This window comes from Desulfosporosinus lacus DSM 15449 (assembly GCF_900129935.1).
GTDB lineage: Bacteria > Bacillota > Desulfitobacteriia > Desulfitobacteriales > Desulfitobacteriaceae > Desulfosporosinus > Desulfosporosinus lacus.
The window spans coordinates 133,905-156,699 of record NZ_FQXJ01000012.1 but is presented as its reverse complement, the minus strand read 5'-3'; the positions used below and the strand labels follow the sequence as shown (position 1 = coordinate 156,699).

13 protein-coding genes, 1 rRNA gene and 1 other annotated feature are annotated in these 22,795 nt (G+C 41.5%); all 14 genes read right to left on the bottom strand.

Annotation, left to right across the window (positions count from 1 at the left end; genetic code table 11):
• Positions 1-323, bottom strand: a 16S ribosomal RNA gene (locus tag BUB11_RS16625); the annotation flags it as partial.
• Positions 324-1,651: 1,328 nt separating this feature from the next.
• Positions 1,652-3,856 (bottom strand): cell wall-binding repeat-containing protein, encoded by a 2,205-nt coding sequence (locus BUB11_RS16615; protein ID WP_073030870.1) that lies wholly within the window; start codon positions 3,854-3,856, stop codon positions 1,652-1,654.
• A 94-nt stretch (positions 3,857-3,950) separates the two neighbouring features.
• On the bottom strand, positions 3,951-8,525 hold the full coding sequence (locus BUB11_RS16610; RefSeq protein ID WP_073030869.1) for a metallophosphoesterase: 4,575 nt from the start codon (positions 8,523-8,525) through the stop codon (positions 3,951-3,953).
• Between the two features lie 471 nt (positions 8,526-8,996).
• Positions 8,997-9,821: an undecaprenyl-diphosphate phosphatase gene (locus BUB11_RS16605; RefSeq protein WP_073030868.1), complete on the bottom strand. Its 825-nt coding sequence runs from the start codon at positions 9,819-9,821 to the stop codon at positions 8,997-8,999.
• A 123-nt stretch (positions 9,822-9,944) separates the two neighbouring features.
• The gene (locus BUB11_RS16600) at positions 9,945-12,449 is read right to left on the bottom strand and encodes an ABC transporter permease (protein ID WP_073030867.1); all 2,505 of its coding nucleotides are present in this window, start codon (positions 12,447-12,449) and stop codon (positions 9,945-9,947) included.
• 10 nt (positions 12,450-12,459) lie between these two features.
• Positions 12,460-13,563, bottom strand: coding sequence for an HlyD family secretion protein (locus BUB11_RS16595; protein ID WP_073030866.1), 1,104 nt, complete (start codon positions 13,561-13,563; stop codon positions 12,460-12,462).
• Entirely contained in the window at positions 13,560-14,237 is a 678-nt protein-coding gene (locus BUB11_RS16590; RefSeq protein ID WP_073030865.1) for an ABC transporter ATP-binding protein, read from the bottom strand. The genes BUB11_RS16595 and BUB11_RS16590 overlap by 4 nt, the downstream gene beginning before the upstream one ends.
• Before the next feature lie 554 nt (positions 14,238-14,791).
• The gene (locus BUB11_RS16580; RefSeq protein ID WP_073030864.1) at positions 14,792-16,285 is read right to left on the bottom strand and encodes a xylulokinase; all 1,494 of its coding nucleotides are present in this window, start codon (positions 16,283-16,285) and stop codon (positions 14,792-14,794) included.
• 53 nt (positions 16,286-16,338) lie between these two features.
• Positions 16,339-17,289, bottom strand: a complete 951-nt coding sequence (locus BUB11_RS16575; RefSeq protein WP_073030863.1) for an ABC transporter permease — start codon at positions 17,287-17,289, stop codon at positions 16,339-16,341.
• On the bottom strand, positions 17,273-18,805 hold the full coding sequence (locus tag BUB11_RS16570; protein WP_073030862.1) for a sugar ABC transporter ATP-binding protein: 1,533 nt from the start codon (positions 18,803-18,805) through the stop codon (positions 17,273-17,275). The genes BUB11_RS16575 and BUB11_RS16570 overlap by 17 nt, the downstream gene beginning before the upstream one ends.
• Positions 18,806-18,812: 7 nt before the next feature.
• Positions 18,813-19,763 carry a sugar ABC transporter substrate-binding protein gene (locus BUB11_RS16565; RefSeq protein ID WP_073030861.1) on the bottom strand — a complete coding sequence of 317 codons (951 nt, stop codon included), beginning with the start codon at positions 19,761-19,763 and terminating at the stop codon, positions 18,813-18,815.
• Between the two features lie 86 nt (positions 19,764-19,849).
• Entirely contained in the window at positions 19,850-20,665 is an 816-nt protein-coding gene (gene trpA, locus BUB11_RS16560) for a tryptophan synthase subunit alpha (RefSeq protein ID WP_073030860.1), read from the bottom strand.
• On the bottom strand, positions 20,658-21,887 hold the full coding sequence (trpB, locus tag BUB11_RS16555) for a tryptophan synthase subunit beta (RefSeq protein ID WP_073030859.1): 1,230 nt from the start codon (positions 21,885-21,887) through the stop codon (positions 20,658-20,660). Before trpB ends, trpA begins: the two co-directional genes overlap by 8 nt.
• Before the next feature lie 94 nt (positions 21,888-21,981).
• Positions 21,982-22,292 (bottom strand) — a binding site (T-box leader).
• Between the two features lie 79 nt (positions 22,293-22,371).
• Complete coding sequence (locus BUB11_RS16550) at positions 22,372-22,794, bottom strand: transcriptional regulator, SarA/Rot family (protein ID WP_073030888.1); 423 nt, start codon at positions 22,792-22,794, stop codon at positions 22,372-22,374.
• Position 22,795: the final 1 nt, after the last annotated feature.

The window sequence follows — 22,795 nt, the reverse complement described above, 5'->3', positions numbered from 1 at the left end:
ACCCTCTCAGGCCGGCTACTGATCGTCGCCTTGGTAGGCCTTTACCCCACCAACTAGCTAATCAGACGCGGGTCCATCCATAATCGGTAGCATATTCAGAGGCCACCTTTCCTTTAAACTTGATGCCAAGCTCAAAGATTATCCGGTATTAGCCCTCGTTTCCAAGGGTTGTCCCGGCTTTATGGGTAGGTTACCCACGCGTTACTCCCCCGTCCGCCACTAAAAATTTCTCTAAGTAAACTTATTGAAATTCTCCGTTCGACTTGCATGTGTTAGGCACGCCGCCAGCGTTCGTCCTGAGCCAGGATCAAACTCTCCAAAAAAAGTTATCTCACTTCAATGAAGAAGATGATTCGCTCATGATTCTTTTGAAACTCTTGCGAGTTTCTCTCATTGGCTGTCCTTGTTGTTTAGTTTTCAAAGACCATCATTTTCTTTGGCTGTTTAAGGCCAGAGTTGTATCTTAGCATCTTCAACTTGCGTTGTCAATAGCTAATTTGTATTGTTTCTTATTGAAAGGTTCGAAGGTTTTACCCCCGTAGCTATTCAGTCATTGTGCGTCGTTTTGGCGCTTTGTTAGAATACATCCTTTAGCTTGTTCTGTCAACTATTATTTTAAATTTGTTGTTATTTGATCATATAAATCTCGATCATACAAACCACATGTAGCTATAAGGTATCTCTAGCTAATGTATGGCCAAAGCTCATAAATTGTAACTTTATCTAACTCTTAACCAAAAAATATAACGCTAATATAATTTATATTTCTATGACCAACCGAACACCTTAAAGTCATGCTTTTGGATATATCCTACCAAAAATTCAATTGATAAGATTGATACTATATAAGCAAATATTTATAGTTGCTGTTTTACAGCTGGGTCTCATTGTCAAGCTATCCCTTTCAATACCAAGAGTTGAGAAGAGGGTGTCTCAAAATAGAAATGTAATTTCTATGGAGAGGCACCCTCTTTATTTATAAAAAAGCAAAAAGACGAGTCTAAAGACCCGCCTTCAAGGTATAATTAGTTATGCTGCAAAACAAACAAACTATACCGAAAATTGCGGAGTATATCAACTCATACTCCCACTGGGCATGGAAGCTTTAATACCTGGAGATGACTCGGCAAGACTGCTAAGCCATATAACGGAGGAATTAGATTACAAAACTCTAAACATGGCGTACTCTTCCAAAGGGAGAAATCCAATATAAAACAATCTTTATAGACGGAACGAAAATTGAGGCTTATGCCAATAAATATACCTTCGTTTGGAAAAAACCCACCGTAAAAAATAAACTAAACCTGCAGGAAAAGGCCAAGGGTTACTGGTAGAACTTAATCAAGAGTTCGATGCCGGCCTTCCCTTAAGCAAATCGCCAATTACGGTAGAAACCCTACAAAAAGCTGTGGATTTTTTGAAGGAGAAGCAGCAGCTGAAAAGATTGAGTTTGTTTCTGGAAAAGGTAAACGCAAAACCAAGCTACAGAAGGCAATAGAGATGCTGGTAGACGTCTTGGAAAAACAAAGAAGATATGACCAATAAAACAAATCTACCTCTCTCATTTGTTTTCGAAAGTGAAAAGGAGTTGCCTTTTCAATGAATGTCCTCAGACATCATTATGAGACAGCCCCCATAAAAATGCATTTCTTTATTCTGCCAACATCTGTGAAAGCTCTCGCTCTATTGCTTTGCTTATCACTGCTTCTCCTCCGAAAATGCTAGCTCCTGTGCTTTTTCTTGTTTTCAGGTAATCAATAATACTGCCTGAAAGATTAACGTCTGCTAAAATAATCGGGGCATTGGAGTTGGCTCCATAAACACTTCCTGCTAGAGCATCCGGATAGTTATTTCCTGTTGCCACACAAACATTTTGCCCTGATAAATTAAAGTACTTTGCTACCGCAAGTGAGGTCTCAAATCGATCCACTCCACTTAGTCTTACTATAGCCCCTTTATCTAGTGCAGTGAGCTTGGAAACTTCATCTTCGACGGCTGAGTTTATGACTGCCTGACCCCCTATGATATAGACTCTGATTGGTTCAATCTCAGAAATTTTCTTCTTGACTAATTCACTGATTCCATCTTTTTGAACTAATAATATTGGATATTGCATAGCTGCTGCCGTGCTGCTTATGGATAAGGCATCTGGGTAATTTTCCCCATAGGCTAAGACGATCGGCGTTCCAGTCAATACATCTACGGCATCCGCAATTTTTAGGGCTGTCTCATATTGGTCCACTCCGCCTAGTCTCTTAATATTAGAGAATCCACTAGCCGCTATTTTCCCTTCCATAGCAGCACTGATTGCTCCAGTTCCCCCTAAAATATAAACGGTTCCGTTTGCGTCCATAGAATCCTTCATATAGGAGATTACCTTGGTTTGATCCTCTTCAGTACTTCCAACCAGCAGGATGGGAGCATTATGCTTATGGGCTAAGACGCTCCCTGCCAGTGCATCCGGAAAATTCTCTGCAGTAGCCAGGATCACATTGGAGACCGGTCCGGTATAACTTGCTTTGGCAATTTCCAGAGCGGTATCCACTTTATTTAAACCAGCAAGTCTTGTTAAGCCGATTTTTGGTCGATTCATCTTGAAATCCAATTTGACTATGTCTTGTTCTACAGGTATGGTTGGACTTCTAAATTGATCATACCCCTCTTTGGTTGCCACAATATAGTAGTCTGACGTGGGAAAAACCATGAATCCGTAGGCCCCACTGAGATCACTTATTTGCGGATTTTTATTGTCGTTAGGTTTAAACCCTTCAATAATAGGCAGGGCTACGACAGTATCCTGTGTTTTTCCTGCTGCTTTGTTTCTCTCTGTATTGGCATAATACAAGGTGACATCAGCACCCATTATTACCTTTCCAGTAGCTGAATCTGTAATTATCCCATAGGGGTCTATTAAGGTACTCGTCAAGCTCACCTGACCGTTGCTTCTTACCTTAATATCCATCGTTCCAATGGTAATCTTCTGTCCATTTCCTAAATCAAAAGTAACGGCAATTTTTGTCTCTGTTCCATTCGCCAAGTTCTTAACCTGAATGTTTCCGTCAGCCAAAAGAGTAATAACAACATTTGTATTAGATTCTGTATTACCTTCTACTAGAAACCCTAGTTTGGTAATATCACTTAATGGAGCTCTCGTTCCGTCTGGTTGTTTCATTAATATGGCTTCATCTGATTTAACTGCAACAGTTGAAGTTCCATTTGCTTCCACAGTTACCTTTGCTTCTACTCCCTTAACTAATTGCCCTGTTTTATCAAGTACTTCACCAATTACTGTGGTTGGGGTATCTGGAGTAGGAGTGGATGAACCACCGGATCCGCCATCATGATTTGATGAAGAAGAATTTACATTGGCTGATACCTTATAAGTGGTGTTGTTATTAATTATATTGGAGTCATCAAGACTACCACTATCATCAATAGCTTTAATATTACTAAGACTGATCTCTGCCGTTCCAGTTTTTAGGGTTTGAAAGGATATCTCACCAATATTGATCGTTGAAAGTGATTCAATTGTTGTCGTCATTGCGTATTTTCGGATGCCAGGCTCTGTTTCCTTCGTCTGTTCGACCCAGATTGTATAGTCCCCTTGTGGTATCATCCCAGACTTGACTTGAAGCGCTGAAGGATCGTAATTAATATTGAATTGTATGCCAAAGATTTTAGCTTCACTCTGGCTTTTGACAGCTACTTTCACAATATCGCCCGTATTATATTGCTGTTTGTCACAGGTCAGGATTATATTTGTTTTGTTTGCAGCTGCATAAGCGTGATCCGGGCTCAAAACAAAACTGAAGGCTAAAATCATCGCGAGCAATAATATAGTCAGTTTCTTAAGCATTTCTTTACTCCCTTTTTCATTCAGTTAATAATTCACAATAAACACCTGCCCAGAATATGGACAGATATTTATTGTCATCCGACTAAACCCTTTCTTATTTTCCAAGCAGCATTTTTGCAACGTAAGCAATATCTTCGATGTCAATGATTCCATTTTTATCCATATCGATCATTGCTTGATAACCCGAATCAGCCTTCGATTGCTCTGCTCCAAAGAGCTTAGCCACCATGACCAAGTCATTAATCTCTGTTTTTGCATTTTCAGATACATCTGAATTTGCAACAGCAATCTCTTGTACAACATCTTGATCTAAGGTAAATAGTTCTGCATTTCCGTCAGAGAACTCTGAACCAGCTAATATTGTTATGTTACTTAATGCATCTTGCTGTTTAGCCTTAAGCTTGACTGTGACTAAATCAATATCTCCATCCATACCTGTGCTTTGCCCCTTAAGGACACCGATGACCTGAATATTACCCTCAGCATCATGAGTTACTCCTGCTTCGCCCAAGTCAAATTCAGGCTTTGATGTTACACTCTCATATTCAAATAACGTTGGGTCATATTTAAAGAACAAATCAAACCCATAAAGATCCTCTGCTGCCCTGGCACTAAGTGTGACGGTTGCTTCTCCACCCACTTCGACGATTTGTTTCTCTAGGCCTATGGTCAGCTGTGCAGGCTGATTACCCTCTTGTACGGTATATATTACGTGGAGACTTGGCACCTGATCTAAGTTGCTTCCAGCGCCTTCAAAGGACTCAGCAGTTCTGTTACCGATACCGCTTAGAATGAAACTAACGGCATTCCCTTCATTCCAGCCATCCTTCTCTACAATCATCTGTACCAGAGACGCAAGATTCGTGCTTTGTTGGGCTGAGCCAGCTTCATGCTCTGTCGTCCACAATGGGGCGCCTTTCCATTCTATCGAATCCGTCGTTTTAACACGTGAGGAGACACTATGCGTAACATTTTCAAAAGCAGCTGAATTAGGAACATCCTCAGCAAAAATATTAACGTCAAAGGGATTAAAGCTCTTACTAGCTTCGTCTACTGAAAACTGAATATACGCATTCGTAATTTTTGACCCTTTAGGAATGGCAAGATCCGGAAATCTAAGTCCTACTAGCTGGTCTTTTACATCCGTTTTGGTTGGGTCTTCCCATGTAATTTCTAGGTCGGAACTGTCCCAATCCAATGACCCGTCTGGTCGTTCTTCAAGATCATCCAGACCGGTTTTGATGCGTGCTACGATCTCTGTTCCATCTTCTGTTCCAGAAACTGTTATAGACACTGTATTGCTAGTGACTGTTTTTCCACCAAGGGTAACTTCTGCCCAAATTTTTACGCTTTGATTATAGACCGGTGTGGTTTGGACAGTAACAGTTCCGTCTGCTGTTATAGCCAATACTCCATCTTTATCAGTTTTATAACTTACTGTGGCAGTAGAAAGACTGATGGCTGATCCTAAGTTGTCTTTTCCTGTTAAGTTGGCCTTAATACTTGTCGGAGAGTCTGCTGGTAATGTGTCACCATCTGTTGTCAATGTAACCTCTGCCAGTTCTGGTTCTGTTTCTGCTTGCGGATCTACTATACCGAAAGGCTGTGTGAAACTGATACCACCATCACCTTTAAGCTGTGCACGGATATAGGTGCCTATTTGGTCTTCATAGTCGTCAAGGTCAATTGTATTTCCAGTGGCAATAACCTTACCGTCTGCAACCCACTCAATTACATTGTAATTTTGCCCTTCAATCGCAATACTGTCATCTTCTTCATCGACCGCTATATTTATGATTTTAGGAGCAGGACCACTTGCGGAAAAACTTGTTCCAAGTTCTCTTTTGGAAACAAGGGCAACTGCGTAGAAAGTACCATCTTCCATTGAACTACGTACATTTGACAATGTATTTTCAGGCATCAGCATCATGTTATAGCTAAAACCTGTATTCGCTAAAGCGTGGGTATCATCATTAGAGAATCCCCATACCGGGCGGTCAGGCATCGTTTGTTTAAGAATGTTATCCCACAAAATTCTATCGCTGGCAGAGTCGCCATCTTTCTTGTTGATAATTTCCATACCTACGCAGGAAGGATATCTATCAAATAGATCGACATATTTTGCAATAGTTGCAGGAGCACTCGATGCGGCTTCACCTGTTGCATCAGTTTTTCCTGCTCCACCTGTATATCTGCCTGGATGGTTAATGTGGGAAATCCCGCCTAATTCCTGCGCTTTTGCGATACTGCTTTCCAATGTAGCACCTGGCTCATTATTAAATGTTGCAAAGAATGTATTTACATGATCCGAGATTGACTGTTCGTCTGAGGATGGGATGGCAGTCATCCCTTTATTATTTCTGTCTGTTCCTGCGGAAATAGTTGCAAGACGGTCCGTCGTCAGATAAGTCTTGCCAGCTCTATCCGTTCTATCCCATGTAGTGCCAAGGAAGTTGTGATCAGTCATAGCCAAAATATCAAAGCCCTTTGTATAATGCTCTTCAATCATTGCAGCCGGCTGATCTGCTCCGTCGCTTTCTACGGAGTGTGCATGGAAATCTGCTTTATATTGACCAAATACTGACCAATCTACTGTTGCATAAGGATTATCAATTTCGTAGTCCTTACTTTCTGAATTATTACTTTCTGAATCCTTCACGATCCCGAACTGTTCAATGATATAAGGATCAGACGTATTCGCATCACCGTCAATCAAATCGCCCTGGTCAATCTCATAGGAAACAACCGTAAGCTTATCACCATCTATGGTTATAGCTTCGAAATTCTGAACCATTGCGCGCGTTGGTCTGCTAGTATCACCTGGGTCAGGACCATATACTGCAGCGTGATTTTCGTCAGCCACATCGAAGAGATCATAGTAGCCTGGGACGTAGGAGCTGTTAGTGGGGTCATCGATTTTCTTATTCTTGTAATATACCTTGGGTCCAGCAGTCGCAGGAATTAAATAGATACTGCCGTCGGGATTCACGGTGTATTCAATTGTTTGACCATTGAACGTTTCAGTAATCGTTTCTGCGGTTGCTGCAGTACCGTCTTCTTTGATGGGCTTGCTGCGGGCATAGCCATGGTCATGACCTTGGAGCACTAGGTCAATTCCCAACTCGGACATGATTGGAACCACCTTGGTTCTCACGCCGTTCGCACCCATGATATCGCTATCAGTTGCATGATTAGAGGTAGAATAGGGGCCCTTGTGCATAATTACTATAATCCATTTAGCACCAGCAGATTTAGCTGTTGCAACATCATCTTTCATCCATTGGATTTGCGCCGGAGTGAAATCAGCATATTCGGTCGAAGTCTCATTGTTGTTAAGGATGATGAAGTGAGCATTGCTGTAATCATAGGAAAAGTAAGCACCTTTAGTGGTAGGAGAATTGGGGGCTGGTTTGATGTCAAAATGCTCGATAAAGGAATTTGTTTGTGATTCATGGTTACCAGCAGCGGGTAAAACGGTCGTATTCAGTAGGCTTGTTTGTGAATGGCCGAACACCCAATCCCATTGTTGCTCGTTACTTCCTGTATCTACGATATCACCATTTATAGCTAGAAACTCGGCATTATCAACAGTATCTAATGCCTTAGCAATAGTTTCAGAAGAAAGGATTGCCTCATCCTCAGTCTTAGCCTGGGGATCAGCAATGTCTACAAATGTGAAAGCACCACTTTGAGGAGCGGTCTTAAAGGTACCGACCTCACTCCAAAGGTCGATAGCCTCTTCACCGACACGGAAGAAGTACTCTGTGTTGGCTTTAAGACCGTTTGCCTCTGCCTTATGAACAAATTGTGTTGTGGAATAAGTAGGAATGGCACATGTGCCTGAGAACTCAGTAGCTTGGCTGAAATCCGGAGTATCGTTTGTCTTCTCCACTACTTGCAGATCGCTGATAACAGAACGCAAGGTGGTGTACCAGGTGAAGCCTTTTGTTGAAGTGGTATCACCGTTGAAAGTTACAGTTACCTTGCTGACTACGCCTATTGGAGCATTAGGATCAGGCGTAACGGTGGGTTCAGGATCGACAGGTTCCTCTAGGCTTGTCAGTCCCTTAATGGACATTTCAAACCAAAGGTCAGAACTATCCCCACCATCCTGATGAACCTCGGCTGCGATTGTATTTAATCCTTCTTTAAGTGCAGTAACAGGAATCCGAAAAGATTCTTCTTTATCACTGAATTTAGCATCTGTGTGATAATCCACAGATACTCCATCGGCAATTCCGCGTCGGAAGGCTTCATCACCATTAATATAAACTACCGCGCCATCGTCAACGTGAATATAAACTTCAAGAGCTAAATAATTGCTGAGGTTGGTGACATCGATGGCGTTACGGAAATAGGTGGTCATATTTTTGTCTGCAGAATCACCACCAAAACCTATTTCTGTGGCGAGAGGGAGGGTAGGTTCTGTTTCGGAGAAATCATCACCAAATCCGAGAGGAGCTTTTCCTGTCGTCCAACTAGAATCATCAAAATCTGTGGCTCGCCAGACAGTACCTTGGTCTTCACCAACAACTAAGTACTTCCATTCAGCATCCTTTGCCAGAAGAATGTTGTTATCAGCTGCTAAGGCAGTGCCTGGTATAGCAAATGTGCCTATAAGCATACAAATCGTTAGAATACAAGATAGTACTTTTCTTACATTTTTCATGACTTACCCCCTAATTAAAATAACTGGAGCACGGCTAATTAACGAATTGGTTTCTTTTAGGAAATCCCTCCTTTAAAATGTTTTGATGTAAAAAATTAACACAAATTCTTTTACATGATAGTACCATTAGAGTGTAAGGAGCAGATTATCTAAGCGTAAAGAAATTGTTAAAGTTTAACTTAAATGTAAAATAACTTTTTTATCAATTCCGAGACTTCCACTTCTTCAAGTAGGTGTTCCTTATTCTACTTCGATGACGTAAGTCTCGATGTTCAGCTTTAGCTAAACGAGTTCACTTTTATTACTTCATAAGTCCTAAAAGTACATTAAAAAAGAAAAGACCAGAGCGTATGGACGCTCTGGTAGGCAATCATGACCTTATACTTCGAGTTTGCATGTCTCTTGAAGATTATCAACGAAGGAAAACATTTTTTAAGGCACAATACGATCGGCTAGTTGTCATTATAAGATCTAAACTAAAACCAAAAAATATAAAACTACAATAATTCCTAATATAATTCTATACCAACCGAACACCTTAAAGTCATGCTTTTGGATATATCCTACCAAAAATTTAATTGATAAGATTGATACTATATAAGCAACTATCATGCCCGTTAATAAAATCAAAATTTCAGTGTTTGTAAACACAAAACCAAATTTTAATATTTTTATCAGGCTTGCACCAAACATAATAGGAATAGCTAAAAAGAAGGTGAATTCTGCTGCAACCGTTCTAGAAGTGCCTATTAATATAGCACCAAGTATTGTAGCGCCTGAACGAGATGTGCCGGGGATTAATGCTAAAACTTGAAATACTCCTATGAGCATTGCAGTTTTATAGGTAATTTGCGAAAGATTATTGATCCTTGGCCTTGAATTCTTGTTTCGGCTCTCGATTACGATAAACAATATTCCATACAGAATTAAAGTGACTGCAACCGTCTGATAGTTATAGAACTGTGCATCAATTTGATCGTCATACAAAAGTCCAATGATTGCCGCTGGGATACAGGCTGTAAGAATTTTCAACCACAGTACCACAGTATCTTTTTTTACCGCTGAACTCTTTTGAAAAGACACAGGGACCAACTTGTTCCAGTACAAAACTACAACAGAGATGATTGCACCAAGCTGAATGACAACGAAAAACATTTCTTTAAACGCTTCACTCATATTGAGCTGTATAAACTGGTCAACTAAAATCATATGCCCAGTGCTACTGATAGGTAACCACTCAGTGACTCCCTCAACAATCCCAAGAATAACTGCCTTCATGATCTCAATTAATAACATTGCTCTGATCTCTCCTTATTCTATACCTTGTTTCTTAAAGTTCACTATGCATAGCGAATTTCGGTAAAATTGCATTTTTCTTTGCTTCCCAGTTTTATCTATGTTCAGCTTTAGCTAACGAGTTCACTCAAGCTTTATCGATGAAACTATATCAAGCTTTGAGGATTTTAAGGCCGGAATTATCGATGCCATAAGCATTAGGGTTACACCTGCCAGAACATAAATTATATATGAACTAAAAGGGAAATGTATGTCTTTAGAATTGTTTGTTCCGGCCAAGATAACGATCATTAAAGTTCCAGCCATAACCCCTAGTAATCCGCCTATCGCTCCCCCTGTAATTGCTTCAATAAAAATCATCTTGACAGTTTGAACCTTGCTCATTCCCATAGATCGAAATACGGCAAGGGAACGCTTACGTACAAGAAAGCTTATCAGGAGATTGTTCAGTACTCCAAAAACTCCGATGATGATTGCTAAAACCGAAAAGCCCGACATAAGTAAAGTGACTTGTTGATTGGAACTCATGTATTCTTCCTGAAGTTCGTTTTTTGTGACCAGGTAGGGCTTAAGCCTTATAAATTCTGTTTCAATTTTCTTCAGCACGTCTTCTGGATTTTGAGACGTCTTTATAAAAATATCAGAATAATACTTGAGTTGCATATCTGCTTTTAAGAATCTTTGGGATACCAAGCCAATGTTTTTATTCGTGGCAAAATCATCAAAAAAGCCAATTACCTTGTAATCTTTTTCGCCGCTTTTCATTTTGAGCTTGATCAGATCTCCTTCGTTCAAATTCAGCTTTTCCTTCAAAGTGTTGGTTATTAAAATATTACGTCCTTCATCAAGTCGTTCAAATTCAGCTTGAATGTCTCCCTCCATATTTATGTTCCAGAAATCTAAAATCTTGCTCTTATCTACCCCTTTTATACGAGATATCCTATCATTTTTATCGGCGATTTCTACTCTGTAAGCTTCATAATCCCCATAGACTTCTTTCACTCCATCAATACTAAGCAACCTGTTCTCGATATTTCTATCCGCTTTGTCCATATACATTTCAATATCATATGAAACATTTTTAAATTGATCTGTTATGCTTATGACATTATCATAACTGGCTGTATTGATCAAAAGTAAGCAGGCTATACCAATAGCTAGCATCGATATGTTATTAATGATATTTTGATTCTCGCGCAAATTCTTGGCAGCAAGAATCCCTATGTTCCCAAAAACAAAGATATATAACGTTTCAAAGACCCTGACAAAAGCTGAAGTAAGATTAGGTACAAGCATTACGATGGCCGTAAGGGTCAGCAACATTCCCACGCTGCCCAAAATAGGCCTTAAGTTGTCCGACTCTATGAGGGAAGAAACAAACGCAATGACCATAAAAACTATCCCAAGTATGGTCCAAAGCCTTCTTCGTTTTGTATTTTTTTGCACAGAGTTTAAAACAATATCCTTGATCGGAATTTTTGATACTTTTAAGATAGGAATGATGGAGCTTACGAAGCAAAGAATTATGGCCATCAAAAAAGCCAATACAAAATTAACTCCTGAAAATTGAATTGTAGCATTAAATTCCATTCCCTCAGAGCCATTGACCATTTTACTTAAGGCATAGGACATAAGATATAAGATTCCTACTCCTACACCACATCCCAAAAGCCCACCGACAATACCAAATATAATACTTTCTCCTAATAATAAATAGTTTGTCATTCTTTTTGTAGCGCCAATACTTCTAAAGGTCCCTATTATTGGCAGCTTTTCTGTCGTAATAACTTTAAATGAGGAGTAAATAATGAATATGCTCATAAAAAAAACAATGGATGACAGCATGAGAAATACTGCGGATATCATCATGGTTTCCTGCTTTATTTCTTCAAGAGGAAAAAGTTCAAATACCTTGTAATTGTTATAGTCATTAGATAACAGCTCAATCATTTCCTGCTTGTCTTCAGGCTTAAGAAGCTTGATATAGATAGCCCCTACCTTGCCTCGCGCATTGCTGTAATTACTCAGAAAGTCCCTGGGTACTATGGCAGAAGCTGATTTTGTATTCCCCTTAAATAATCCTGTCGAGGAAGCTATTCCGCATATTGTAAACCTCTGTTTGGATGTAGTCCCACCTTGTACAAATTCCAGATCCAAACTGTCTCCAACCTTCAACTGATACTTCTCTGCAGCTGATTCTCCAATAATGATTTTTCTGCCTTCAAAAGGATATAGGTTATACTGCTGTTTAATTGTGAATGGGTTCATTTTTTGAACGTCTTCAATAGATGCTCCTGTCATGTTAATACTGATTTCTTCATTCCTGTTTGGTTTATAAACTGCGTTTTCCTGAAGCTCCCCAATCATGTATTCCGCACGATCTTTATATAACTCCGCTTTATCCATATAGAAATACGGGGAGGAGGATTTTTCGCTTGGGGTGATTATAATATCCGCATTTCCAATTGAATCTCGAATCCCTTTAATAATCATTTGTTCTAGACTTCCGGAAATTGCAATTGAAGCGAAAAACACTCCCGAGGAAAGCACGATTGCCAAGATTATCAGAAATGAACGTAACTTTTTTTCACAAATACCTTTAACTATGAACTTGGTGATTATGCCCATTTCATCACTCCTAAAGTTTCCCTGTTGTAACTGTCAAATTATACGCTGACTCTTCTTTAACGTTTTCAAAGTTTATTTTGACATCAACATTAAACTCTGGAAGCAAAAAGCTGTCTGGATTTTCAATCGATATCCGAACAGGTATTATGGTCTCATTGTTCTTCAGAACCGCTTTGTCAGCAATGAACAAAACTTTCCCTTGGTAATTCCGTGATTTATCTGCTTGAGGGATTATTGTAACTTCCGCTCCTATCTTAACATCCTTAATAAATTCTTCAGCTACATTTGCGTCTACCACTAAACGGTCCTTATTCAGGATACTCAAAAGTTTTTTCTCCGGGTCAGTAATTGTATCCCCTTGAACGCAACCAATTTCGGATACCACCCCATTTGGAACATCTGTCAGAATATCATTGCGGCTTATGTAGCTTTTGTTCATTTTTTCCTGCATAGCTTTGATATCAAGCTCCAGGGAGGTAACTCTGGGACTTTTCAGATCTATTGATGTTTTAAGCTGATCCAGCTCATCTTGAATTTTCTTCCGGGTGGTTTCCTCAGAAAAAACAGCATCTTGGACAGATTTTTTCTTTTCAGTGACAGTTTCCTTAAACCCATTAAGCTCACTTTGGGATATTGCGCCAGCATTATATAGTGCTTCTCTAGCTGTTAAATCCTCTTGAGCTCTATTCAATAATTCCTCGGCATGTTTCTTATCATTTATATATTTCATGATCTCAGGGTCAGAGTTATTTTCCAGCCTGCTCTTTTTTACCTCATAATCCTTATTTAAACCCGCTAATTCTATTTGCAGAGTCCCTAAATCAAGTTCCTTGTTACGGATTTCTGTTAGATAGTTTTGAGAGTCTATGCTAAGTAAAACATCTCCCTGTTTTACACTTTGCCCTTCTATAACATTAATCTTAGTAACTTGTGCCAAAAAATCGATGGTTATATTTTTCACCTCTGTTGACTTAACGGTACCAAAAGCTTCTATTACCTGCTTTGTTTCAACTTGGGTAACATTTTCATCGTTAGTTTTAGCCGTTTCTTTACTGCACCCTGCTATAATTAATAAGAATATCCCGATAAGCCCTATAAGTAATACCTTTTTCATACTTGACATACCTTCCCGTCTTTTAAGTTAATGATTCTTTGGCCGTAATCTGCGGCCTCCTTTGAGTGGGTAACCTGGACAATAGTTCTTCCTTTTTCCATATTAATTGTTTTTAGAAGTTCCATAACCTCAGTTCCGGTTTTCGAGTCAAGATTTCCTATGGGTTCATCTGCTAAAATAATCTCAGGCTCATTAATTAGTGCTCTGGCAATTGCCACTCTTTGTTGCTGACCCCCTGATAATTCTTTTGGAGTATGGTTTCTTCTATCAGACAAACCTACAATATCTAAAATCTGCTCTAGGTCGTCTTTATAGTTCTTAATTTTTTTCCCGTCCAGCAGGACAGGAAGTAAAATGTTTTCTTCAACACTTAAATTAGGTATGAGATTGTAAAACTGGAATACAAACCCTATTTCTCTTCTCCGCATCGAACTTTCATCTTTATCCTTCATCTTGGAAATCTCTTGACCATTTACCCTAATGCAGCCCGAGGTTGGCTTATCAAGCCCACCAATTAAATATAAAAGAGTACTTTTACCTGAACCTGATGGTCCCATAATCGAAACAAACTCTCCCTTGTGAATATGTACATTAATATCCTTCAAAACTTCCACTTCTACAGTCCCTAACTTATATGCCTTCCATAAATCGACTGTTTCGATAACTAAATCCATTACACACCTCAACTATTCAAAAATTGGCAATAGCAAATACACCCTACTTTAAGCCTAGAGCGCAATAAGAGTTACTAAATAGTCTTATATTATTTAGACGCAGAATTCTGATTTCATACTTCATTTTAGTTCGAACTCTTAAGCTTTTCTTATTTGGGATAAATTGAATATCACTAAAACAAAATTTCTCACAGCTTTCCTAGATATATTCTAGACTAAGCCTATTGACTTTCTCTAAACAGTTTATTAACAAATTATTAACTATTTATAACGTTGAGAAGAATTATCCCTAATTAACACTAATGCCTATGCTCATCTGTATAAATGGATTGAAGAAAATGGTTTTCTAGCAAACGATAACCCAAGGGAATCATATATTGATGGAATTTGGAATAAAGAAGACGAAAATGATTGGCTTACGGAATTACAAGTTCCGATAATAAAAAAATAACCGGAGCTGAAATCCAACACATAGAAACATGCAAAAAGCCCCAGCAAAGCTGGGGTTTTTGCATAACGACTTATAAGACTCATTTCTCTGTTCAACATCCGTCTTAATCTAATGCTTGTACTGCCGAATAAATCCGCAGATAGTTACAATACAGTTTGTCATAAGCGGAGGCATTCTTTGCATTAGGCGAATACTCCTCTCCTTCCCTCAGAGAAAGGAATCTTTTCGAGAAGTCTGCATAGCTATTAGCCCAACCCAAGCGAACATAACCCGCCGCCGCTGCCCCCAAAGCCGGGAGAAATTCTGAATCTTGGGGAACAACCACGTTACAATGACATACATCTGCTATTATCTGGTTCCAAACACGACTTCTACTCCCGCCGCCAATCAAGGTGATTCGCCGAATTTCTTTTTCGCCCAAGAGAAGCTCCATGACTTGACGGATCGCCATAGCAACCCCTTCTAGAACAGCCGCACACATTTCTCCTCGCGTGGTTGTCGATTTAAGACCAATAAAAGATCCACTGGCATCCGGGTCTTGGATCGGACAGCGTTCACCATGCAAATAGGGTAAAAAAACAACCTTTCTAGGGCTCGGGTCAGTATTGGCCATAATCTCTTCCAAATAAGCAAACCCCTCTTTGCCCTCCGATCGATTAGGGTCCCCAAACACGGACAACGCCCAGTGGTGAACATTTCCCGCATTGAGTAATGGAGCAATGGCAATCATTACATCTTTGGGCGCATGAGCCAAATGGAATACTCCATTGCCAACCCGACTGACGGTAGCTGTAGGCAAGGCAACCCAGCCGGTTGTCCCCAAATAAGCATACATCTCCCCAATCTCAGTCACCCCTGCCCCCAACGTCGCTGCCCCAGCGTCTCCGATTCCGCATAACACCGGAGTGCCAATCTTGAATCCGGTCAATGAAGAAGCCTCTTTTATTACATAACCCGCAATTTCATCAGGACCTAACAGTTCGGGAAGACAGGATGTCACTAACCCAAACGAGTTAAGCCATGTGCTTAGCCAGGATCGATCAAGTAAATTCATCATCCCTGCAGTGGCTGCTGAAGTAGGATCTGTGACACTTCGACCCGTCAATTGGCGGATGACATAGTCCTTAGCACTAATCAAGAAACACTCTGTTTTCGAAAAATAATCGGGCTCATTTTCTCGAAGCCAGACCATTTTGGGAAATGTCATCTGTCCATCGATATGGTTTCCGGTTTTTTGCCGAATCTCTTCTTCTCCAAAGCGCCCTAAGATTTGTTTAGCCTCTGACTCGGCGCGGGAATCCGAATAAAGAATCCCTCGTCTAACCGGATTACCCTTACCATCGATTGGGATGCAGTCCTCCATCTGCCCACTCAAGGTAATTGCTTGAATTTTTTCCGCCGGGAACCCACTTTTCCACCAATCCTGGGCAATCTCTCTGACAGCTTGCCACCACTCTTCTGGCTCCTGCTCAACCCTGTTCCCATCGTGGTAAGTACGAATAGGTTTTGTCATTTCCCCATGAATTACTCCGTCCTGAGAGACAAGAATTCCCTTGGCATTGGTTGTACCAATATCGAACGAGGCAATATACTGCATATAATCACCTCCTAGGTTTATCCGAACTGATCGCCACTTATCTTCCCTTTTGTTCACTTTCTCCCAAGTTTTTGCAAGATCACCGCAGAAATCACAATGACTCCAGTTATAACATCCTGCATAAACGTTGGCACTTCAAGAATCGTTAGTCCATTCGCTAATATCCCTATGATGGCGGCACCTACAAAGGTCCCCCAGATATTCGGCACTCCTTCTTTAAACGTGGTCATTCCTAAAAAGGCTGCAGCATAAGCGGGTAAAAACAGGCCGTTTCCGCCGGTGGGATGAGCAGAACCTAAGCGAGAAGCCATTAAGATCCCAGCTAAAGCAGCCAGAGCAGCACATATGGCAAAGGCCAAATTTTTATTGGCATGCACATTAATCCCCGCAATTCGTGAGGCTGCTTCATTCCCTCCCAACGCATACAAACGACGTCCAAAAGCAGTGTTTGCCATCACGAACCAAAATATAACCGTCACCAAAATCATCACAAATGAAAGCACAGGAATCCCAAGCCATTCTGACTGACCCAAATAACGAAACGATTCTGGAATATTCTCGAAGATGGTGGTCCCTCCCGTAAACCAGAAGGTAAAACCGCCTAATATCGTTCCCATGGCCATAGTTGTAATAAACGACAACACTCTAAAACGAGTCACAATCCAACCGTTAATAAACCCTATTCCAAAGGCAACCCCTAAGGGGATGAGGAATACTGCCCAAAAAGGTGAACCCTGAACCGCCAATTTAGCAGAAAAAACGCCCCCCAAGCTGGCCATAGCACCTACGGAAAGGTCAAATTCCCCAATAGCCATCACCAAGGTAGCTCCTACAGCAATAATAACAAGAAAGGAAATTTGGCGACTGATATTAACCGCATTGTCCCAAGTTGCAAAAGAAGTGGGGCTTAAAACACTGAATCCGATTACAATTAAAATTGCAGCGATAACCGTTCCATACACGCGAAGCAGCTGAAGCCAATTTGGTTTACCCTTCTCCTTCAATTGAAGGCTCACTCTCCTTTCTTGGATAATAACAACACTGCAGTACAGATTCCTGTGTCAATCCCTTGGCCGCAAATTCCGTGATCGTTTCTCCGTCATGCATAATTACCAGACGATGAGCCACTTCTAACATTTCTTCTAAATCCGATGATACATACACAACTGCCCCACCTTGTTCGGCCTGATTTCTCAGTAAACGATGAATTTCACTGCGAGTCATCACATCGACGCCTTGGGTCGGTTCGTCACACAAGAACAATCCCGGACGGGACATTAAAGCTCTGGCAAAAACGACCTTTTGTTGATTTCCTCCACTCAGGGCTTGAACAGCTTGCCCTGCCCCATTAGCTTTTATTTTCAGTTCAGTAATACAGTCTTCCGTATCTCTAAGTTCTTTAGTATGAGCGATGATTCCTCTCGCCGTGTAATTTTTAAGAACAGGCAAGGTAATATTTTCACGAATAGACATATCCATGATCAAAGCCTGTCCTCGGCGATCCTCAGGAATAAGTACAATTCCTTCTTGCAAAGAAACCGCGGGGGAAGGTTTGGATAAAACCTTCCCTTTGATCCTTATTTCCCCCCTGCAGTTCGGCCTAATTCCATAGATCGCCTCTAGGAGTTCGGTCCGTCCCGCGCCTGCTAAGCCAAAAATACCCACTATTTCCCCCTTGCGAAGGGAGAAGGTAGCTTCTTTTACTCTCTTGTCAACTGTTCTTAAACCTTTTACCTCCAAAACGAAGGGTTCCGCATTAACCTCTGCTTCTTTTTTCACGTCACTGGATAATATCTCACGACCAGCCATGAGCTTGATCAAGCTGTCTTTGTTAACATCGTCCTTAATTACCGTCCCCGCCAGTTGACCATTACGTAGCACCGTGATTCGCTCAGCAAGCCGAAAAACTTCATCCAAACGATGAGAAACATAGATGATGGCGGTTCCCTGGGATTTTAGGCGAAAAAGCAAACGAAACAATATTTCAGTTTCCAGGTCAGTTAACGATGCCGTCGGCTCATCCAGAAAAAGAAGTTTGCATCCGACCCTTACTGCCCTCAGAATCTCCAATAAAGTACGTTCCGTTGGCGACATATCCTGAGCCTGTTTTTCCAAGGGAACCTCTATACCTAATTGGACTTTTAGCTTTTCAGCTTCTTCACGCATTATGTCCCAGCGAATACCGAGCCACAATTTCCGTTTGGGATAATCGGCTCCAAGATATAGGTTTTCCAGACCCGTAAAATAAGGCACAAGATGACGATCTTGGTGAATGACGCTGATTCCCAAGTCACGGGCATTCCGTGGATTTTTTATGCCCACCTTTTCCCCTTGCCAGAAAATATCCCCTCCGTCAGGCTGATAAACTCCAGTTATTAACTTAATGAAGGTAGACTTTCCGGCGCCATTTTCTCCAACCAGCGCGTGTATTTCACCCGCTTCAATAGTTAAAGATACGCCAGAAAGTGCATAGTTTTGGCCAAACGTCTTATCTAAGTTTCTTACCTGCAGCAGCGACATCCACTGATCACTTCCCTGCATTCTCTTTCGTGATCAACGTAGCGGGTGCATAAAGTTCCGTACCTTCTACCTGTTTGCCTTGGAAAACTAAATCTATCTGGTTGGCCACTATTTCAGCCATGCCAGGGAAATTCTGTTTGACCGTAGCAATCAATGGCGAACCTTTTTTAATCATATCAATCGCTTGGCTGGTCCCGTCTATGCCAACAACCATGATGTTTTTCCGTCCTGCTGCCTCGATCGCCTGTGAAGCTCCAATAGCAGGCTCATCCCAACCAGCCCAAACTGCTGTCAATGATTCTTCGGTTTTGTTGGCCAGCAATAAATTTTCCATCTGTTGGCGAGCGCTTTCGATAGGTCCGGGAACTTGGACTTGTTGTTCTGTAACGATTTTGATCTCGGCTGTTTTCTGGAGAAGCACATCAAGCTCCTGAGTTCTTTTCAGCACTCCAGGATGTGGTCTGTGGGTGAGAACTACGAGGTTCCCTTTATTGTTCATCGTTGTAAAGAGATATTCTGTAATCATCTGGGCCATTGCTTGGTTGTCACTGGTTGCATTCATAGTCATTCCTTCGATATAACCGGAATCACACCCAAAGACCGGAATCCCCTTTTCTTGTGCTTTCTTAATCTGATCCTTCAATTGATTCGGATCTGTGCTCACGAGCACGATAGCATTTACCTTGCTCGAGATCAGATCCTCCATCCGGCTTGCCAGTTGAGCAAAGTCCCCTTTGGTATCTACGACATTAGCTTTCAAATCACGCTCAGCTACTTGGGTTTTCAAGTTTTCGACCATTTCATTCGTAGTAACGGAGGATAAATAAGGAGTCAAAATTGCGACAGTCTTTTGTTCCTTCTCTGGTCCTCCAGCGGTTGTTGCAGGTTTTCCTCCACCACACCCTGTGAGACTGAATGCCAGCGCCACCAGGATAAGCAGAGATAATAATTTTTTCATACTCTTTGCCTTCTCTCTTTTCATTCTAAGGGCTCATGCCCGCACACCACTTTTTTCAATGTTGCCTCCCCAAGGTTCTGCTCTGCCTAATTCTTAAGGCTAGCCAACCAAGAAAACACTTCTTTTTCCTGCTCTATCAGATCTTGTTCCTCTAGTCCTTTTTGGTCGAGCTTAGCAAAGGCCTTCACTAAAGCACTACCTACAACAACTCCGTCACAAACCTTTGCCAACGCACGGACTTGTTCCGGTTTCTGAATCCCAAAACCAACACAACGGGGAATTTGAAGACTGTTCCCTAAACTTTCAATGAACTTATTAACGCTGGCAGGGAGTTCAACCTCTCCTCCCGTAATCCCATTACGCGATATGACATAAGCAAAGCCTTCCGTAACCTGAGAGACGGCCTGAACATCCTGCTCACGACTCGTTTGGGCGATCATTGGGATGAAATCCAATTTGTTGCCCACCCTCTTTTTCGTTCTCAAGCGCAGACCTTGGCCTTCTCTCCAAGGCAAATCCGGCAAAATAAACCCATCAACCCCTGCATCAGAAGCATCCTCCACCAATTGATCCCACCCGTAGCGAAGAAGGGGGTTAAGATAACTCATTAAAAGAAGCGGAGTATCGTGGGTTCTGCGAAATTCCTGGACAAGTTTCAAGGTTTTTTTCACTGTCATCTGAGCGTTCAAAGCTCTCTCAGCAGCAGCTTGAATGACCACTCCATCTGCCATAGGATCACTGAAGGGGACCCCCAGTTCTAACACATCCACACCGTGATCGGCCAGTCCCTTCAAGCGACGAAGACTTGCTTCGACAGAGGGATCTCCTGCCATTATATATGAGACTAGACGGGTTACCCCAATAGGCTCACTTTTAAAAACTGCTTTAAGCCGCTCACTCATGATTTGCTCCTCCTTCCAAATACTGAGCCAGAGTTTCTACGTCTTTATCTCCTCTTCCCGAGAGATTAACGACGATCACCTGGTCCTTCGAGAGCCCTGGTGCGAGTTTTGCCGCATAAGCAACAGCATGGGCACTTTCCAGGGCAGGCAGTATGCCTTCTGTTTGACAGAGCAGGGTGCACGCGTCCAAGGCTTCTTGATCAGAAATACTGACATAGTCAGCTCGCCCAGTCTCCTTTAAATTACTGTGTTCAGGACCGACGCCCGGATAGTCAAGCCCTGCAGAAACGGAGGTTGTTACAACGATTTGTCCATCATCATCTTGTAATAAATAGCTATACGCTCCGTGCAGAACTCCCGGCTCACCTAGACAAAGTGTCGCCGCATTTTCACCCGTCTTGTTCCCTGTTCCTCCAGCTTCGACTCCGATCAGCCTTACCTCTTTATCATCGATAAATGGATGAAAGATCCCAATAGCATTACTTCCTCCACCGATGCAAGCAATGATCGCGTCCGGAAGTTTTCCCAGCTCGTTCAAGGCCTGCTCCCGCGTCTCCTGCCCAATCACTGTTTGAAAATCTCGAACAATCGTCGGATAGGGATGGGGTCCGGCTGCTGTTCCAAAACAGTAAAACGTTTCCTCAACATTCGTAACCCAATCTCTGAGCGCTTCATTGATAGCATCTTTCAGGGTACATGAACCGTGGGTCACCGTGCGAACTTCAGCCCCCAGTAATCTCATTCGTAAAACGTTTAAATTCTGTCTGCGCACATCTTCCTCTCCCATATAAACCACACAAGGAAGAGCAAACAGCGCGCAAGCCGTGGCCGTTGCTACCCCGTGTTGACCCGCTCCAGTCTCTGCAATCACCCGTTTCTTGCCCATACGTTTAGCAAGCAAAACCTGCCCCAGGGTGTTGTTGATTTTATGAGCGCCTGTGTGATTGAGATCTTCTCTCTTAAGATAAATGCGCGCACCACCTAATTGTTTCGCAAGGCGCTTAGCTTCATAGAAGAGAGACGGTCGTCCAACATACCTTTGCAAAAGCTCTTTAAATTCCTGCTGAAAGCTCTCATCTTGGCAAGATTCCATATAAGCCGCTTCTAATTCTCGTAAAGCAGGCACTAACGTCTCTGGAACATAAGCACCTCCATATGGGCCAAAATGCCCACTCGTTTCGTAGCCGTCATCGGATAGCACATGTGTTTTTTCCTTAACCATTTGAACGCTCCTTTCATGCAGTTGCATATTCATTTTCCATGTACCATTTGATGCTTGTGCTTAAATCAGGTAAATAAAAAAGAGCATTCAATCCTAAAAGGACGGAATGCTCCGTGGTACCACCTTAATTCGTATAGGGTAATTTTTTTTACAAATCCAATCACTGCTGATCGAACTTATGCAAACAAACCACCAAATACCTCTAATCTATCAGGTACGGAGAAAAATTTTCTCGATACCCTTGTCTCTGTAACGGGAAACCCCCGGATCACCTACTAACTGTAACAGCTTTCGGATCACACCTCTGAGAACCATTCTGTCTAAGAGATTTGTATCAGACTCTCACCGCCTCTGACTCGCTAAGACATTCCCATAAGACATACTATTTCTCATCATCAGTCATTGTGTATTAATTTATTAACTATAATACTAATTATTATATGACAGGTTATTATGGCTGTCAATATCAAAGAACAACAACTTATTACAGCTTCCGAATATTTCCCAGTAACTGATTGAGCATTGCTTTAAGATTTATTGCCTCCTCTAGCTTAATGCCAGAATTGCAAAACATTTTTTGAGGAAGTTCAAGAAATGATTCCTGTAGCATTCTTCCTTTTTCCGTCAAGTAAACCTTGACGATTCGTTCATCGTCTTTATCTCTTACTCTCTCAATCAATTGGGACTTTTCGAGTTTTTTTAGAAGAGGGGTGAGTGTACCTGAATCAAGCAAAAGCTTGTTTCCGAGCTCAGAGACACTGAGCGAATCCTGCTCCCATAATACCAAGAGAGTAATATATTGAGTGTAGGTTAGCCCATGAGCGTTCAGGTACGGCTTATACAAGGAAATAATTTCTTTCGAGCATGCATAAAGTGCAAAACACAGCTGATTATCGAGCTTGAGCATG

Bases quoted from the DNA above. Each gene is read 5' to 3' on its own strand.
- BUB11_RS16580 (WP_073030864.1), bottom strand. From the start codon at position 16,285: ATGCAGTATATTGCCTCGTTCGATATTGGTACAACCAATGCCAAGGGA.
- BUB11_RS16550 (WP_073030888.1), bottom strand. From the start codon at position 22,794: ATGCTCAAGCTCGATAATCAGCTGTGTTTTGCACTTTATGCATGCTCG.
- BUB11_RS16565 (WP_073030861.1), bottom strand. From the start codon at position 19,763: ATGAAAAAATTATTATCTCTGCTTATCCTGGTGGCGCTGGCATTCAGT.
- BUB11_RS16595 (WP_073030866.1), bottom strand. From the start codon at position 13,563: ATGAAAAAGGTATTACTTATAGGGCTTATCGGGATATTCTTATTAATT.
- BUB11_RS16610 (WP_073030869.1), bottom strand. From the start codon at position 8,525: ATGAAAAATGTAAGAAAAGTACTATCTTGTATTCTAACGATTTGTATG.
- BUB11_RS16615 (WP_073030870.1), bottom strand. From the start codon at position 3,856: ATGCTTAAGAAACTGACTATATTATTGCTCGCGATGATTTTAGCCTTC.
- BUB11_RS16600 (WP_073030867.1), bottom strand. From the start codon at position 12,449: ATGGGCATAATCACCAAGTTCATAGTTAAAGGTATTTGTGAAAAAAAG.
- trpA (WP_073030860.1), bottom strand. From the start codon at position 20,665: ATGAGTGAGCGGCTTAAAGCAGTTTTTAAAAGTGAGCCTATTGGGGTA.
- trpB (WP_073030859.1), bottom strand. From the start codon at position 21,887: ATGGTTAAGGAAAAAACACATGTGCTATCCGATGACGGCTACGAAACG.
- BUB11_RS16590 (WP_073030865.1), bottom strand. From the start codon at position 14,237: ATGGATTTAGTTATCGAAACAGTCGATTTATGGAAGGCATATAAGTTA.
- BUB11_RS16570 (WP_073030862.1), bottom strand. From the start codon at position 18,805: ATGTCGCTGCTGCAGGTAAGAAACTTAGATAAGACGTTTGGCCAAAAC.
- BUB11_RS16605 (WP_073030868.1), bottom strand. From the start codon at position 9,821: ATGTTATTAATTGAGATCATGAAGGCAGTTATTCTTGGGATTGTTGAG.